The organism is Larkinella harenae (genome assembly GCF_054780515.1).
Genome location: NZ_BAAGWE010000002.1, coordinates 409785 through 425824, shown reverse-complemented (window position 1 = coordinate 425824; position 16040 = coordinate 409785). Strand labels below are relative to the sequence as shown.

The following is a 16040-nucleotide window of genomic DNA, read 5'->3' as shown; positions in this document are numbered from 1 at the left end:
AGCATTCATGAAATCCCATACATTCTTAACCCTGCTTTTGGCCATTGCCCTTCAGGCCTGCGTTAAACTGGACCTCAACCCCTTGGCCGAAAGCTCAACCGGAAACTTTTATTCCAGCCAGACCGAACTGGAGATGGCGGTCAATGATTTATACCACATTAGTTTCTGGGGTAATGATTCGGAGGAATTTTCGGATAATTATTGGAACCGCGCGACGACCGGAAACCCCATTACCTTTGGTACACTCACCGCCGACAACCGGGATATTGTACTCGGATTGTGGCAGAATGCATATACCGCCATCGCCCGGGCCAACGCTTTTCTGGCTTCCAAAGACCGGGCGAAAGGCAACACCCCCGAAAACATCATTCAGCGGTTGGAAGCCGAAGCCCGCATGGCCCGGGCCTACCAATACGCCCGGCTTATCACGCATTTTGGCGATGTGCCGTTGCTGGTGGAACCGAAAGGGCTGGCTGAGTCGTACGGGTTGGCCAGAACCAACAAAAACGAGATTCTGCAATTTGTGTTCAGTGAGTTGGATTGGGCGGCCCAGCACCTGCCGGTTTCGTACGCAACATCGGACCTGAAACGCTGGACGAAAGGCGTGGCCCTGGGCCTCAAAGCGCGGACGGCTTTATACCTGGGAAAGTGGACCGAAGCCCGGGATGCCGCTGCGCAGGTGATGGCCCTGGAAGCCTACACCCTCCATGCTGATTACCGGGATTTATTTCTGGAAACGGGCGAGACCAGCCGGGAGATTATGCTGAGTTTTCCCCGATCCAATACCTACGGTATTTCGTCGGCCTGGGGATACGTCCGGAGTTTTCTGCCCCGGTTGAATGCTGGTTTTGCGCAGTACATTCCGACCTGGGAGATGCTGGATTCGTACGAATGCACAGACGGGTTGCCGATTGACGAGTCGCCCCTGTATAATCCGCGGAGTCCGTTCAAAAACCGCGATCCCCGCCTGGGAATGAGCATTGTCGAATTCGGTACGGAGTGGTTGGGTTATACCTATCAGCCTCATCCGGATTCGTTGACGGTGATGAATTACAAAACCGGTAAGCGGGTCAGCAACCTGGATACGCGGAGCGTGGCCCCGTTTGCGGCTTTTAACGGTTTGGTCTGGAAAAAAGGCGTGTCACAGTCGTGGGTGGACCGCCAGATCGAAGACAACGATTTGATACTGATGCGGTATGCCGAAATTCTGTTGATGTATGCCGAAGCGAAAGTTGAACTGAACGAAATTGATGCATCGGTGTTACAGGCCATCAACCGCGTTCGGGCGAGAGCTTATAAAGTAAACGTAGACGAGCCGGCGCGGTACCCGGCAGTTACCACCACCGATCCGGGTAAATTACGGACGCTAATCAAACGGGAGCGCCGGGTCGAGTTTGCCAACGAAGGGCTACGGTACATGGATTTGATCCGGTGGAAAATTGCGGAAAAGGCGTTGACCAAATCGGTGGTGGGCTTGCCCGAACCCGGCAACCAGGATCGGACCAAATGGCCGTTTCCGGGCGTTCCGGCCATCGACACCGACGGCATCGTGGATTATTCGACCTACATCAATCAGGTCAGAATACTGGCGGTTCGCAATTTCAGCAAGGACAAACAATACCTCTGGCCCATTCCCGCCAGCGAACGGCTAATTAATAAAAACCTCACCCAAAATCCGGGGTATTGATTCGCGGGCTTCTCAGAAATAGCATGAAAGACAAGAAAAACTCAGCCGGTTTTTTTTCAAAAACCGTAGTATACCTGTGCCAAACCCTGCTTTGGGTGACTTTTTTCACCGATGTTTTGGGCGGAAGCAGGGCTTGGGCGAGCGACTTCAGCAACAGTTCCGAAACGGCGATGACCACGGAGGTGTTGGTCGTCGACTCGTCGCCCTCCGGAATTATTGCGGCCATTGCCGCTGCCCGGGCTGGGCGTCAGGTCGTTCTGATCACGGAAGATAAACACCTGGGCGGAATGCGAACGAGTGGGCTTGCGATGTCGAATGCCGGGAATGAAAAAACGTTTGGCGGACTGGGCCGCGAATTTCATACCCGTGTTTATCGGTATTATCAAACCCGTTACGGGTTGGAGTCGGTGCAGGCCAAAACCAGCCGGGGAGGACTCCGGTTTGAGCCGCACGTGGCCGAGATCGTATTCAACGACTGGCTGGCCGAAACCCCGGTGCGTGTCTTGACCGAAGAGCGAATTGTGGAGGTACAAAAAGAAAAAACGCGTCTTCGTTCCGTGCTGACCGATAAAAACCGCCGGATAACGGCTTCGGTTTTCATTGATGCCAGTTATGAAGGCGACCTGATGAAACTGGCCGGGTGTTCGTACCGGGTGGGGCGGGAAGGCGCGGACGAGTACGGTGAATCGCTGGCGGGTGTACGCTATCCGGTTGACCAGCAGGGGGAAGCTGACCAGAAGACCCAGCGCTACACCTTTCGGGTTTGCCTGACGGATTCGGTCGAAAATCAAATTCCGATTACCAGGCCCCCAAATTATCACCGGGCCAGCTACGCGATGGATGCGGCCGAATTCCGGGCAAACCCGCCGAAATCCATTCTGACCGTCTTGCCGCTGAATACGCTTCCGAACCGGAAAACCGATTCGCGAACGGGCGAATGGATTGGCGGTTCGTGGGCGTTCCCGGAAGCGACGGGCCAGGAGCGGGACGTGATCAGTCGGGAACACGAGGAATACAGCCGGGGGTATCTGTGGTTTTTACGAACCGATGAGTCGGTGCCGCCCGCCATTCGGAATGAACTAAAAAAGTGGGGTTACGCCAAAGATGAGTTTCGGGATAATAATCACTGGCCGTACCACATTTACGTGCGTGAAGCCCGCCGATTGGTTGGCGATTTTGTGATGACGCAAAAAGATGTGCTGGACGAAGCCGCGCGTTTCAAACCCGATGCCGTCGCCCTGGGCAGCTACCGGCTGGATGTTCATGATGTGCAATACATAAAAGCGGCCGACGAAAAAGCCGGGGTTGTGAAGGAGGGGAATATTGGGGCCGGAATCTTCACAAAACCGTACGAAATACCGTACCGGTGTCTGCTGCCCAAACGCAGTGAAGCGACCAACCTGCTGGTTACCGTTTGTCTTTCGGCTTCACACATTGCGTATTCAACGCTGCGGATGGAACCGGTTTATATGATGCTGGGGCATGCGGCTGGTCTGGCGGCTTCGATGGCTATTGCAACGAAAGCGGGTTTGCACGACGTATCCATTCCGGAATTGAAATCGCAGTTGGTAAAAGAGCAGCAACGCATTGATTCCCGTCCATTTGCAGAAGTTGCCAAAAACATTGATCCCTAATGGGAAAGCAGCAAATCGTCGACTTTTTGAAAACGAAAGTCGTCTGTTTTTCAAGCCCCCGGCAATCGCTGGGGGCTTTTTCGTCGGGGGGAGGGCGCGGATCGTGTACAGAGAGGTTTGGGTTTTTTTACTACATTTACACGATTTATTCCAACCCTTATTTCGTGCGTAGTTTATGAACTCAACTCGTTACGCGAAACGCTTTCGGTTGTCAGCTCGGGCGCTGGCTCTTTCCACAGCAGGTCTCCTGGTAGGGGGCATTCTGGTCGGTGCCTGGCAAAACGATAACCTCAACCAGGCTTCACCAGCTTACCTTAAACGGCTTTTTGCCGGGCTTTCCGACGACGGCAAACGCGATCCCAAATACGGTGTAGGTAGCCTGAACGTGGCGCCAGGGCTGGAAGCCAAACTCTTTGCGGCTGAACCCATGCTGACCAATCCGACCAACATTGACGTTGATGCCCGGGGGCGCGTGTGGGTGTGCGAAGCCTACAACTACCGGGCCGGGATCAACGGCAATCCGACCCGTCCCGAAGGCGACCGCATTCTGATTCTGGAAGATACCAACGGTGATGGGCAGGCGGATGTAACCAAGACATTTTACCAGGGACCGGAACTGGTCTCCCCGCTCGGGATTTGGGTGCAGGGCAACAAAGTGATTGTGTCGGATAGTCCGAATGTGTTTGTCTTTACGGACGAAAACGGCGACGACAAAGCCGATAAAAAAGAGCTGCTATTCAGCGGCATCAGCGGTGGCGATCACGACCACGGTATGCACTCGTTCGTGTTTGGGCCGGACGGGAAATGGTATTTTAATTTTGGGAACGAGGGCAAGCAAATCCTTGATAAAGAGGGTAAACCGATCATCGATCGCAGCACCGGCAAAGAAATTGATCCGAAAAACTTCAAGCAGGGCATGGTGTTCCGTTGCAATCCCGACGGCAGTGAGATGGAAGTGCTGGGTCATAATTTCCGGAATAATTACGAAGTGGCGGTGGATTCGTACGGCGCGATGTGGCAGTCGGACAACGACGACGACGGCAACAAGGGAGTTCGGATCAACTACGTGATGGAATACGGGAATTACGGTTATACCGACGAAATGACCGGCGCGGGCTGGCGGGCCAACCGAACCAATCTGGAGACTTCGATTCCGCTGCAACACTGGCACCTCAATGATCCTGGTGTGGTGCCGAATCTCTTGCAAACTGGTGCGGGATCGCCAACGGGTATTCTGGTGTACGAAGGAAAGTTGCTGCCAAAAGTGTTTCAGGGACAGGTGATTCACTGCGACGCGGGACCCAATGTGGTTCGCTCGTATCCGGTAACAAATGATGGTGCCGGGTACAAAGCGACGATTGTACCGGTTTTGGAGGGCGTTCGCGACCAGTGGTTCCGGCCTTCGGATGTATGCGTGGCCCCCGACGGTTCGCTGTTCGTGTCCGACTGGTACGATCCGGGCGTGGGCGGTCATCAGGCGGGCGATCAAAACCGGGGCCGCGTTTACCGGGTCGCTCCACCCAATACGCCGTACAAAATTCCGAAAGTCGATTTGGCAACGACGGCTGGAGCCATCGAAGCGCTGCAAAGCCCGAACATGGCGATCCGCTACGCAGCCTGGAATAAACTGCACGGGCTGGGTGCGAAAGCCGAAAAAGACCTGGCAACGCTTTACAAAACCGCATCCGATCCGCGCATGAAAGCCCGGGCATTGTGGCTGCTGAGCAAGCTGGACGGTAAAGGCAAAAAATACATTGAAATGGCCCTGAAGGATAAGGATCCGAACCTGCGGATGGCCGGATTGCGGGCGGCTCGTCAGTTGAAAGGGGATGTAACTCCGTACGTAAAACAACTGGTAAACGACCGCAACGGCGGCCCGGCAGATCCGCAGGTTCTTCGGGAGTGTGCCATTGCCCTGCGTCGGAACACCTCGCCCGAAGCCCCCGATTTGTGGGCGCAACTGGCGGCCCGTCACGACGGCAAAGACCGCTGGTACCTGGAAGCTCTCGGCATTGGCGCAGACGGACAATGGGATTCGTATTATGCCGCCTGGCTAAAGCGCTCGGGCGCCAATCCGTTGACGACGGCAGCCGGAAAAGACATTGTCTGGCGGGCACGTACCAAAGACGCCGTTCCGTTGCTGGCTCAGCTGGCGGGCGATCCACAAACCGATCTGACGGGACGTCTGCGGTATTTCCGGGCGTTTGATTTTAATCCAGGAGCCATTGAAAAATCCAATGCGCTGCTGGGTATCCTGAAAAGCAATCCGAACGATGTGCAGATTACAAAACTGGCCCTTCGGCATCTGGATAAAGATTTTGTGAAGAATTCGCCGGAGGCAATGGCGGCTTTGACGAAGCTGTTGGACGAAACCTATGGCAAACCGGATTACATGGAAATGGTGAGCCGCTACGAGCCGGTTGCCGAAAATGCCCGCTTGCTGGCTTTGAGTCAGAAGCAGTTTAACGACATGATGGGTCGGGATGCCATTCGGCAATTGCTGAAACAGGGGGGGGGGCAGCTGGTCTGGGGCGTTATCAATGGCAACAATCCGGAAGCAGCAATCAACATGGCGTCTGCCCTGCGTTGGGTGGGAAATAAAGAGTCGCTGGATATGCTAAAAACCGTTGCGCTGGACGAAAACCGTCCGAAAGCCCTGCGCCGGGAAGCCACCCGGGCCATTGGTGGCAGCAACGATGGTGAAGAACTGATCTTGTCGCTGCTGCGGTCGGGCCAGATCAAGGATGAGTATAAGGCGGCTGCGGTTCAGGGAGTTAGTACAACCTGGCGGAAAAAAGTGCGCCTGGAAGCGGCCAGTTACCTGAACGGCGGCAACAGTGCCGCCGGAAAGAAAATGCCCGGTATTCCGGATTTGCTGGCGATGACCGGCGATGCTGGCCGGGGCCTGACGGTTTTCAAAACCAACTGCTCGATTTGTCACCAGATTAACCGAGAAGGCATGGACTTTGGCCCGAAACTATCCGAAATTGGCAGTAAATTGCCGAAAGAAGGTCAATACCTGGCTATTTTGTACCCGGACGCCGGCATCAGTTTTGGGTACGAAGGTTTCGAAGTCAAATTCAAAGATGGCAGCTCGGCAACAGGGATTGTTTCGAGCAAAACCGAAACCGATCTGCAAATGAAGTTTCCGGGTGGTGCGGTCACCGACTACAAGATGAGTGATGTCGTTTCCATGAAACAACTCGATGCCTCGATGATGCCGTCGGGCTTGCAGGAAAACATGTCGACGCAGGAGTTAGTGGATTTAGTGGATTATCTGGCAAGTTTAAAACGAAAATAGAACCTTTTCCTCATTATGATTCAACGACGCGATTTTGTCAAATCAACGTTAGGGCTGGTCGGAGCAACTCTGGCTGGTAATGCTTTGGCCAGTAACGAGCCATCACAGCCGAAAACCGTAGCAAAAAATCAGTTCAAGCTGTTGTATGCACCCCACTTCGGCATGTTTACCAACAGCGCCGGAAAGGATGTGATCGACCAGCTTAAATTTATGGCCGACAACGGCTTTAAGGCGTTGGAAGACAACGGAATGATGGGACGGCCGGTTGAAGAGCAGGAAAAAATCGCGAAGGAAATGGCCCGACTGGGCATGAAAATGGGCGTTTTCGTGGTCGATAAAGGCGGTAATGGTGCCAATACGCTAGCGGCTGGTAAACAGGAGTTTATCGATATTTTTCTGAATGGCTGTAAAAAAGCCGTGGAAGTTGCCAAGCGCGTCAATGCGAAATACATGACGGTGGTACCCGGTGATTTTCAGCGGAACCTGCCCATCGGTATTCAGACCGGCCACGTCATCGACGCCCTGCGCCGGGGTTCTGACATTCTGGCTCCGCACAACCTGACGATGGTGCTGGAACCGCTGAGCGATACGCCCAACCTGTTTTTACGGACCTCCGACCAAACCTACGAGATCTGTCGCGCCGTGAACAGCCCGGCCTGTAAAATCCTGTTTGATGTGTACCACATGCAGAAAAATGAAGGGCACATCATTCCGCACATCGACTGGTGCTGGAGCGAAATTGGGTACTTCCAGATTGGAGATAACCCCGGGCGGAAAGAGCCGACAACGGGCGAGATCAACTACAAGAACGTGTTCAAGCACTGTTACGAAAAAGCCAAAGCCGAAAACAAGGAGTTTATCTGGGGCATGGAACACGGCAACGCCTATCCCGGCAAAGAGGGCGAAACGGCGCTGATCAAAGCCTACGTTGAGTCCGACAGTTTTACGGTTTAACCAATCAGGTTACCAAAAATAAACAAGCCCGGCCATCAGGCCGGGCTTGTTTATTCATATCGTCTTTGCTACAAATTCAAGCAATCAGCTTACGGCGCAACGACCGAATTGTCGTCGGACGAAACACCGCTGTTGGTGTATTTATCGGCTTCCGAATCGTTCAGCCATTTTTCGCCATCGACCAGGTACCGGAATTGGGTTTCCTGACCAATCGGAAGTTCAACAGTGGTTTTATAAGATCCGTCTTTTTGTTTTTTCAGTGCAGTAGCAGACGCATCCCAGCCGTTGAAATCACCAACCAGCGCAACCTCCTTTGCGCCATCAACGGCGTCAGCAGGCAGCGTAAATGTTACTTTGCAAATTGTAGGCTTGCTTTTTACATACTGTTTTGCAAGTGCCATATCGAGTAGAGTGTTTGGTTTACGGTTTTAAATTTATATAAAATGGATAGTAATGCAATGGTTATCAAAGTATTAAAACTAGCCTTTCTTGTAAAAGTTCTAATCTTCGGTGCAATAATTTAAAAAGTCTAGCGGCAAAAGAGACTTTCCTGCATAAACTGCATTGGCAGTTGAAATGTTTTAACTGACAACGCATTGCTTTCAAGTGTATGGACAGCGGTTAGGCCGCAATCGTTGCACCGTATTTTTCCTTAGTGAATTGTATACCGGACTCCGAGAAAACCGCGAATTCCCTGATTGGGCGCAAATACGTAGTTCGGGTCGAACGTCAGCCGGTAAGGATTGTCGGGCGTGGCAACCACCTGACCGTCCGCTCCGAAGATAACCCGTTTGTCGAATGGATCGAAAGCCCGGGCAATGCTGTTGGCTGGGGGTGTAAAGTTTAACAGGTTTTTGACTCCACCGTAAATCTCAAACCCACTATCAAACCGTTTGGTAACCTGGATGTTCTGAATGCTCCAGGTTGGTGAGTATTCGGGCCGTGGGTCGTCGGAGCTGAGCAGGGGCAGCCGCATCGGGCCGTACAGATTGCCGGTGTAATCCGCCGAAAGACCCCGCCCAAAATCGTAGGAGGCCGTCCAGGTTCCGGTAACGCGTTCGGTCAGCAGCTGCCGTGTTTTGACGGGCCGTCCGTCGGTCCCATCTTCCACTTTGTAAACATCCATGAGGGTAAAACCGGCGTTTACTTTTAACGGAAACGTAAAATTAGCATCGAGGTTGACACTGAGCCCTTTCGAGGTAGAGTGGCCTTTCAGGTTATCAAAGAAAATCTTGTTGGGGTCGGTATCGTAATCGGCGATAATCCGGTTGGTGAAGTAAGTGTAAAACAGCGAGGCATCAATGTTCAGAAAACCGGCACCAAACACCAGCAGTTTGGTGTAATTCAGGTTGACGTTCCAGCTGCGTTCGGGTTTTAGTTCGTCCTTGACCACCACCTGCCGGGCACCGGTCAGGGCCGCGTGATCTTCGGTAAAAAGATTCACCACCCGGTATCCGGTTCCGGCATTCAACCGAATCACGTTGTCTTTGTTGGGCGACCACTTGTACGAAAACCGGGGCGTCAGGATGTTGCCGTGCCGCGAATTATAGTCGTAGCGAAGGCCAAGCAGCAATTTGTGCTGATCGTTAAACGTAAATTCGGGTTGCGCAAAAATGCCGGGCAGCAAGGTGCGGTCGGGCTGGTTGACGGGTCGGAGCGAATCGCCGGACTGGGTAGCGGGCGTGTTATCATCGTAGAATGTATACCGGAAGGGCGTTCCGACCAACAGGCTGACGTGGTTGTTGAACTCCTTGTTCCAGAGCAGCTGGGCGAAGAAAATCCGTTGCGTCGCCATGAACTCCGTTGTGCCATAAACCGAATTCTGATTATGGCTGTTGAACGACGATTGCAAGGTAATATTTTCGGTGGTTGGCAGTTGATACGCCCCAATCAGCTCCACCCGCTTGGTATAAATACTTTCGGCGTACAGGCTGTCGGTGCCGCGCAGAACGGGTGTCCAGCCGGTTTGGCCGCCCCAGCGGTCTTCGTAAAAATAGCGGGCTGCAATGCTGGCCAAGCGGTTTTCTTTGCGTTCAAACTGCCACTTGTTGAATAGTGAGATGCGGTGTTGGAGCGTTACGTCCGTAAAACCGTCGCCGTTTTTGTCGTAGGGATGCTGAAAATTGTAGTAGTTCAGACCAACGAGCGAGTTGGCGCGCCCCGCCCGGAATTTAACACCCAGGTCGGCATTGTACTCCTGCCAGCTCGTGCCGAACACATCGGCCGTGAGAATGGGCGCTTTCAGCGGATTTTTGGTGATGATGTTGATCAAACCGGCTACGGCTTCAGAACCGTACAGTGTTGACGCCGGACCTTTGACCACTTCAACCCGTTCGACCAGTGAATTTGGAATACCTGATAAACCGTATACCGTTGACAGCGAGCTGACTATGGGCATCCCGTCGAGCAATACCATGGTATAAGGGCCCTCCAGACCGTTGATGTGAATATCGCCGGTATTGCAGACGTTGCAGTTGAGTTGCGGCCGAACGCCGTTGATGTTTTGCAGGGCGTCGTAGATGTTGGGCGTTGGGTTTTTCTGGAAAAACTTAGGTGTATAAATCTCCACCGGAACGGGGCTTTCGAGTTTTGAAACTTCTTTCATGGTTCCCGTAATGACTACCTCGCCCAAGGTATTGGCGGCTTCGCGCAAATCGACCGTCTGACGCAACGTTTGACCGGCGGTGAGCGTAACGGTTTTCTGGTACGTTTCAAACCCCACCTGAGAAACCACCAGTTGGTAGCGCCCCGCCGGAATGCCGGTTAGTTTGAAAACCCCCGCCGTGTCAGTCAGCGTACCAAAGCGCGTTCCCTTGAGCGCTACGGTGCTCAGTTCGAGCGGTTTTTCTTTAGACAGAACCCGCCCTTCAAGGGTGGCGGTTGACTGGGCATAGGCCAAAAAGGTACTGCACAACAGGAGCAGCACCGACACATATATCGTTTTTTGCATGGTTGTCTTGAATTAATAAAAGGGCGAATGGAACAGGCCCGCTGGGTTGGCCTTACACCTGTCAGGATTGGGTACACTCGTTTAAAACCTGGCAGACATTGTGTTGACCGAATGCCGTAGACAAAGCAATACTGCTGATTACAAGCGTGTATTCACCAGAGCTACAGGCAGCAGGGCACGAAAATCAGGATCGCCTGGGCGATACCGGGAAGAATTTATCCGACAACCGGCGGACCCCGGTGCGTAAAAAAAGGAAAGAAGTGAGCACGGATGGATGGGTAGATCGCCAGGAAATGCCGAACGACCGGTGTGCTCAACACAGCGCAGACGAACAGCAGAGGAGCCAGGCCGTCGTAGAGCGCATTCGTAAAATGGTCGAGCCAGAACAACTCCCCGGTCGTGTGTGTATTGGGCTGGTAAGGCCCATCGCCAAGCGGAATAAACGGGTGGGCGTGAACGATGACGCGCCCGCTGGCAAGTTTGTGGGCGTGCCGGAAAATGACCGAATTGACCAGCATCAAGCTGAATAGGATCAGCAGAATACGGGCAATTTTTTGTCGATAAACCGGCAACCAGTGCATGACTCTTTATAACAAGGAGGTAAAGGTGGCAACCACCGTTTCAGCAAATATAGAAAATAAATTTAGACAAGTCTAAATTTATAAAATAGTTGATTTTTACAGACGGATATTCTTAACCTTTTGCTCGAAAAACTACTGATCCATTTCAGCACTGGCTATATTTGAGTCCAATGCTGGGTTATAAAATAAGATGAATGGTGAATGAAGAGTTATGAATTAAACCGGTTCTGCTATCATTCATTATTCCTAACTCCTAACTCCCTTAGTTCTTATGCGAAAAATTGCCATGCTGGGTTCCGGTTTTATTGGCCGGTTCTACGCCGAATCCATTCACGGTCAACGGGGGCGCGACCGGGTGGTTGCCATCTATGCCCGCCGTGAAGAAAGTGCTAAAAAATTTGCCACCGACTACGGTTGCCCTATCTGGGGAACGGAGATGGAAGAAGTGATTGCCCATCCGGAAGTTGATATGGTGTGCATTGCCTTGCCCAACAACCTGCACGAAGCCGCCGTTTTGCTTTGTGCCAAACACAAAAAAGCCGTTGTCAGTACCAAACCGTTGGGCCGAAACGCGGAAGAAGCCCTGCGGATGTTGAAAACCGTGGAGGAAGCGGGCATTTTTGCGGGCTACCTGGAAGATCTGTGTTATACCCCAAAGTTTCTGAAAGCACTGGAAAGCGTCAAAAACGGCGCACTGGGCCGGATTCTCTGGGCTAAATCCCGCGAGACGCACCCGGGGCCGCATAGCGACTGGTTTTGGGACAAAGAACAGGCCGGAGGTGGCTGTATGCTTGATTTGGGGTGCCACTGCGTTGAAATTGCCCGGAACTTCATCGGAAAAGACGTGAAACCCGTGGAGGTCATGTGCTGGGCCGCTACGCAGGTTAAACCGATCGACGCGGAAGATCACGCCATCGCGTTGGTCAAATACGAAAACGGCGCGATCGGGCAGTTTGAAGTGAGCTGGACATTCCGGGGGGGGATGGACCTGCGCGACGAAGTAATGGGGACCGAAGGGACCATCTGGATTAACAATTTTTTGCGTACCGGTTTCGAAATGTTTACCACGGGCAAGGGCGCAGATTACGTGGCCGAAAAAGCCGAAAGCACGTCGGGATGGCTCTTTCCGGTGGGCGACGAAGTGAACGATCTGGGTTATAATCACATGTTTACGGATATGTTCAATGCTGCCGACGCGGGGCGCGAACCGGCCGAAACGTTTTATGATGGGTACGTGGTCAATGCCGTACTGGATGCGGCTTATCGCTCGGCCGAAACCAAGCAGTGGGAACCCGTACACCTGCCCGTCTGGCGCGGTCGGGAGGGACTAACGCAGGAGTCGACGCTGGTTGATTACGACGAAACGTACTACCTCATCAAGGAAGAGGTAACACACGATGGTCGGCACAAAGTCATTCTGAAAGACAAGGAAACCGGCCGGATTCTGGAGCGCGATCTGACGTAAACCGATAGCCGTGTGAATCGCACAAATGAATGTCAGTCTCCTGGGTTGCGGGGCTGGCATTTATTTTTTATACCTAACGAAAAGCTCATTGCCATTCCTGATGAGCGAGAAACGGGCCGCTGGCGGAGCAGTTTGGAAATCGAAAATAACCGATGAAAAAATTATAGTAGATTCACTTAGTAAATCTACTTATATTGCTAAGCTTATTCATACTCTGTCTAGTCTTTTATGGCTCTGTTGTCTGTACCTTCTCCAAGTGATCAGATTGAAAAATGGATTGACGGTTTAAGCCAGCTTCCGACGTATACAATTGGCCGGAAGCCGGGCAATGGAATCGTATTGCCGCATGCCAGAATCAGTGGACAGCACGCGCGTTTGATGCGCTGTTCAGACACTTGCTTTGTCCTGGAGGATTTGGCTAGTAAGAACGGTACGTTTGTGAATGAGTTGCGAATTACCCGCAAGATTATCGATAAGCACGATACCGTCCGATTGGCCGACGTGACGTATACGGTGGATCAACTGCTGGCTTTCCTTAAACCCGATGCTGTTCAGCCGGACCCGGCAACGGCCCCTTCTCCGCTGGCAGGCACTGCCCCTAAACGGTTGGATTTTACGCAGGAATTTGCGGCTTTGCAGCAGGTATTTGAACAGTATCCGAAGCTCCGGAAAGATTGCCGCAATCGCGAAAAAATGATTCGGACCGGGAGCGTTATTTTGTCATCCCTGATAGGGGTCAGCGCCGTCGCAACGGGGGGCGGCACGCTGCCAATTCTTCAGGTGATGTCGGGGGCGGGGCTGAGTGTATTAATTCCTACACTGTGTTCCACCCTGCTGTCAACGGATGAAAAATTGGAAGTCATTGACAAGGAATACCGGGAGCGGTATCGTTGCCCCAATCCGGCCTGCCGGGATCCGTTTGGAATGCGGGAGTGGGAGCTGATTGCCCAGCAGAAAACCTGCCGGCGGTGTCAGGCTGTCTGGGTCAACTAAATTTTTTTTGAATTTCCATTCACCTTTTACCCAGCGCTCCGATAAACGGATATCCATCACGCTAACAAGTTAAACTATGGCACAATTTATTGATCAGCAGACCGACGCTTATCCATTGCCTCAGGCGCAAAAAACCGTGAAGACCAATCTGGAGTCCAATCAAAAAAAGGTGCTGGGCATTTCGGCCGCGGCCGTTTTGTTAGGCGGAGCCGCCTGGGCCATCGTCCAGAAAATTCAGGAACGGAAAGAGAGTACAGACCCGCAGACTAGTGATACCCCGGATACGAGTTCGGGTTCTTCGATCGCAACGCTGCTGACGCTTCCGGCTGATATTGATGTGGCCGGAAAAGTGACGGATTCGATGTCGTTTGAGCAGGCATTTCGGGCGGCCCGTGATGAAGTAGGCATGGGGGGCGTGTTCAGCTGGCAGGGTCGCTGGTACAATACTTTCGAGAAGGAAGAATGGACAAGCCTTTCACTGGAACAGCGGCAGGAATACACGGAAATGATTCTGGGAGAAAAATTGCCGGTAAAGTCTTATCAATCAGGAGTTGTTCAATCCGATGTGGCACAGGTAGACACGACCGAAACGCCTGCGGAATCTCCCGAAACGGAACCAACCCTCATTGAAGGGCACTTGAACGGACAGCACGTTATGGGACTTGATTTTGACCAGGACGGTATTATTGATACCCTGGTTATTGACGGCGAGGATGGGTACGTCTACCGGGTTGTGGATGCAACGGGGAGCGCTGGATTGGATACGCTGTACCAGTATGATGCCCAGAATGGTGAGTTTACGATGATGGTGCACCTGGAGGAGCCCATTGTACTTTCGAACGAGGATTTCAGCCAGTCGTTGGAACATGCCATGTCGCAGGAAATTGTAGACTCGATCCTCGAACCTGATACCGCCCCGGCAGACGTCCAGGGTGATGATTCGGGCGAATCATCGTACATGAGCGATGAAACCGTTTACCTGGCCGATGCCAACCAGCCCGAAGATGATACGTATATTAATAACGGTGATATCCGTGACATGGATCAAGATTGAGCATGGGAGGGTTTAAAACAACATTGATTGAGTGCCAGCAGTGCGGTCGGCGGATTATGGTTCGGGCTGCCGATGCCGACCGGGGTTCCATTGTTTGTTCGCACGTTGGGTGCGGAGCGGTAAATAACCTCAAAAAAGCGTTTCAGTACGACGAAGCCATCGTGCACGGATTGCCGGCGTTTGGCCGGTTGACTAATGTCGATAAACCGGAACTGGCGTATGCCCTGCACTACGGCCCAAACGTCATTGGCACGGCGGATACCTGCACCATCCAGGTCGAACGGTTTTTGCACAATGGCCGCTGTTTCATCAGTCGTCGGCACTGCACCCTGAATGTGGCTTTTGATAAGTGGACCGGAAAACTCCGGTATCAGCTTCACGACGGTTTTTTGGACACCAGCCAGCAGCAGATTCAGTACAGCCTGAATGGAACCTTGCTGAATGGAATGGCTTTACAGAAAACCGAAATGATCGACGTGGAGCACGAAGGAATTATTACGTTGGGGGGCGCTGATCGCTTCCGCCTGACGCATTTTTCGATTCCTGCGATAATGCTGGATACGTACAAAGTTGAACAGACTTACAGCGCCGACCATACCGAGTAATTATGCAGATTCAAACCAATTTGCCCGTTGCTTTTTCGTGCCTGGGGGAGCGGGCGGTTAATCAGGATGCTTTGTATCCGCAGGAAAATACGGCCGGTGAGAACACCCAATTATTTGTGGTATGCGACGGAATGGGCGGGGCCGACAAAGGGGAGGTGGCCAGCCAGTTGTTGTGCCAGGGTATTGCAGCTTATGTGAGCGCTACAGAAAACCTCATGTTGGATGGAGAAACCTTGCAAGAGGCCATAAATCAGGTGTACCAATCCTATTTCGACTATTTGCAACAAAATCCATTTGTTAATCGGATGGGGTCGACGCTTGCTTTGCTGCAATTTCATGAACACGGCGCAACGGTGGCCCACGTGGGCGACAGTCGAATTTACCAATTGCGGGCCGGTCAGATTATTTTCCGGACAAAAGACCATAAACAGGTCAACGACATGGTAGAGGCCGGAATTATCACGGCTGTGCAGGCCCGGACGCATCCCTGGCGGCACCGGCTCAGTCGGGCCGTCGTTGCACGGGCGGGCGATTCGCCAACATCGTCGGCTCAATCGGTGCCTGAAATCAAGCTGTTAACGGACATCCAACCCGGCGACTCCTTTTTCCTGTGTACGGATGGCGTGTTGGAGCAGGTTGATGATAACCTATTGGAAAGCATGGTTGCGGAACATCCATCCGATCAGGCAAAAGTGGCCTCACTGATGGCTTTGTGCCACGGAAAAACACAAGATAATTACTCGGGCTATTGGATCAGCGTTCGGAACGTGACGCAAAAGGCCCCGGTTCCTCAACCTCATTTACATTCCTGATCGG

General features: G+C 52.6%; 12 protein-coding genes. 9 read left to right on the top strand and 3 right to left on the bottom strand.

Going from position 1 to position 16040, the window contains the following annotated elements:
• The first annotated feature begins 7 nt into the window (after window positions 1-7).
• The 4 genes from ACYVH9_RS13145 (at window position 8) to ACYVH9_RS13130 (ending at window position 7576) form a co-directional block, all read left to right on the top strand.
• Entirely contained in the window at window positions 8-1687 is a 1680-nt protein-coding gene (locus ACYVH9_RS13145; protein WP_460636813.1) for a RagB/SusD family nutrient uptake outer membrane protein, read from the top strand.
• A gap of 23 nt (window positions 1688-1710) precedes the next feature.
• A complete protein-coding gene (locus ACYVH9_RS13140; protein WP_460636812.1) occupies window positions 1711-3321 on the top strand; it encodes an FAD-dependent oxidoreductase in 1611 nt (536 codons plus the stop codon).
• Between the two features lie 175 nt (window positions 3322-3496).
• The gene (locus ACYVH9_RS13135) at window positions 3497-6622 is read left to right on the top strand and encodes a PVC-type heme-binding CxxCH protein (RefSeq protein WP_460636811.1); all 3126 of its coding nucleotides are present in this window, start codon (window positions 3497-3499) and stop codon (window positions 6620-6622) included.
• An 18-nt stretch (window positions 6623-6640) separates the two neighbouring features.
• Entirely contained in the window at window positions 6641-7576 is a 936-nt protein-coding gene (locus ACYVH9_RS13130; protein WP_460637590.1) for a hydroxypyruvate isomerase family protein, read from the top strand.
• An 89-nt stretch (window positions 7577-7665) separates the two neighbouring features.
• Here ACYVH9_RS13130 and ACYVH9_RS13125 read toward each other — a convergent pair whose 3' ends face one another.
• The 3 genes from ACYVH9_RS13125 to ACYVH9_RS13115 all read right to left on the bottom strand — a co-directional run bounded on the left by ACYVH9_RS13125 (window position 7666) and on the right by ACYVH9_RS13115 (window position 11107).
• On the bottom strand, window positions 7666-7977 hold the full coding sequence (locus ACYVH9_RS13125; RefSeq protein WP_460636810.1) for an isoamylase early set domain-containing protein: 312 nt from the start codon (window positions 7975-7977) through the stop codon (window positions 7666-7668).
• A 251-nt stretch (window positions 7978-8228) separates the two neighbouring features.
• The gene (locus ACYVH9_RS13120; RefSeq protein ID WP_460636809.1) at window positions 8229-10526 is read right to left on the bottom strand and encodes a TonB-dependent receptor; all 2298 of its coding nucleotides are present in this window, start codon (window positions 10524-10526) and stop codon (window positions 8229-8231) included.
• Between the two features lie 215 nt (window positions 10527-10741).
• Complete coding sequence (locus ACYVH9_RS13115) at window positions 10742-11107, bottom strand: hypothetical protein (protein WP_460636808.1); 366 nt, start codon at window positions 11105-11107, stop codon at window positions 10742-10744.
• Window positions 11108-11378: 271 nt separating this feature from the next.
• On the opposite strand from ACYVH9_RS13115, the gene ACYVH9_RS13110 reads away from it, so the two are divergent.
• From ACYVH9_RS13110 to ACYVH9_RS13090, 5 genes are all read left to right on the top strand, one after another.
• Window positions 11379-12572: a Gfo/Idh/MocA family protein gene (locus tag ACYVH9_RS13110; RefSeq protein WP_460636807.1), complete on the top strand. Its 1194-nt coding sequence runs from the start codon at window positions 11379-11381 to the stop codon at window positions 12570-12572.
• A 228-nt stretch (window positions 12573-12800) separates the two neighbouring features.
• Complete coding sequence (locus tag ACYVH9_RS13105; protein ID WP_460636806.1) at window positions 12801-13565, top strand: FHA domain-containing protein; 765 nt, start codon at window positions 12801-12803, stop codon at window positions 13563-13565.
• A gap of 76 nt (window positions 13566-13641) precedes the next feature.
• Window positions 13642-14619: a hypothetical protein gene (locus ACYVH9_RS13100; RefSeq protein ID WP_460636805.1), complete on the top strand. Its 978-nt coding sequence runs from the start codon at window positions 13642-13644 to the stop codon at window positions 14617-14619.
• A gap of 2 nt (window positions 14620-14621) precedes the next feature.
• Entirely contained in the window at window positions 14622-15224 is a 603-nt protein-coding gene (locus ACYVH9_RS13095) for an FHA domain-containing protein (RefSeq protein WP_460636804.1), read from the top strand.
• A 2-nt stretch (window positions 15225-15226) separates the two neighbouring features.
• A complete protein-coding gene (locus ACYVH9_RS13090) occupies window positions 15227-16036 on the top strand; it encodes a PP2C family protein-serine/threonine phosphatase (RefSeq protein WP_460636803.1) in 810 nt (269 codons plus the stop codon).
• Window positions 16037-16040: the final 4 nt, after the last annotated feature.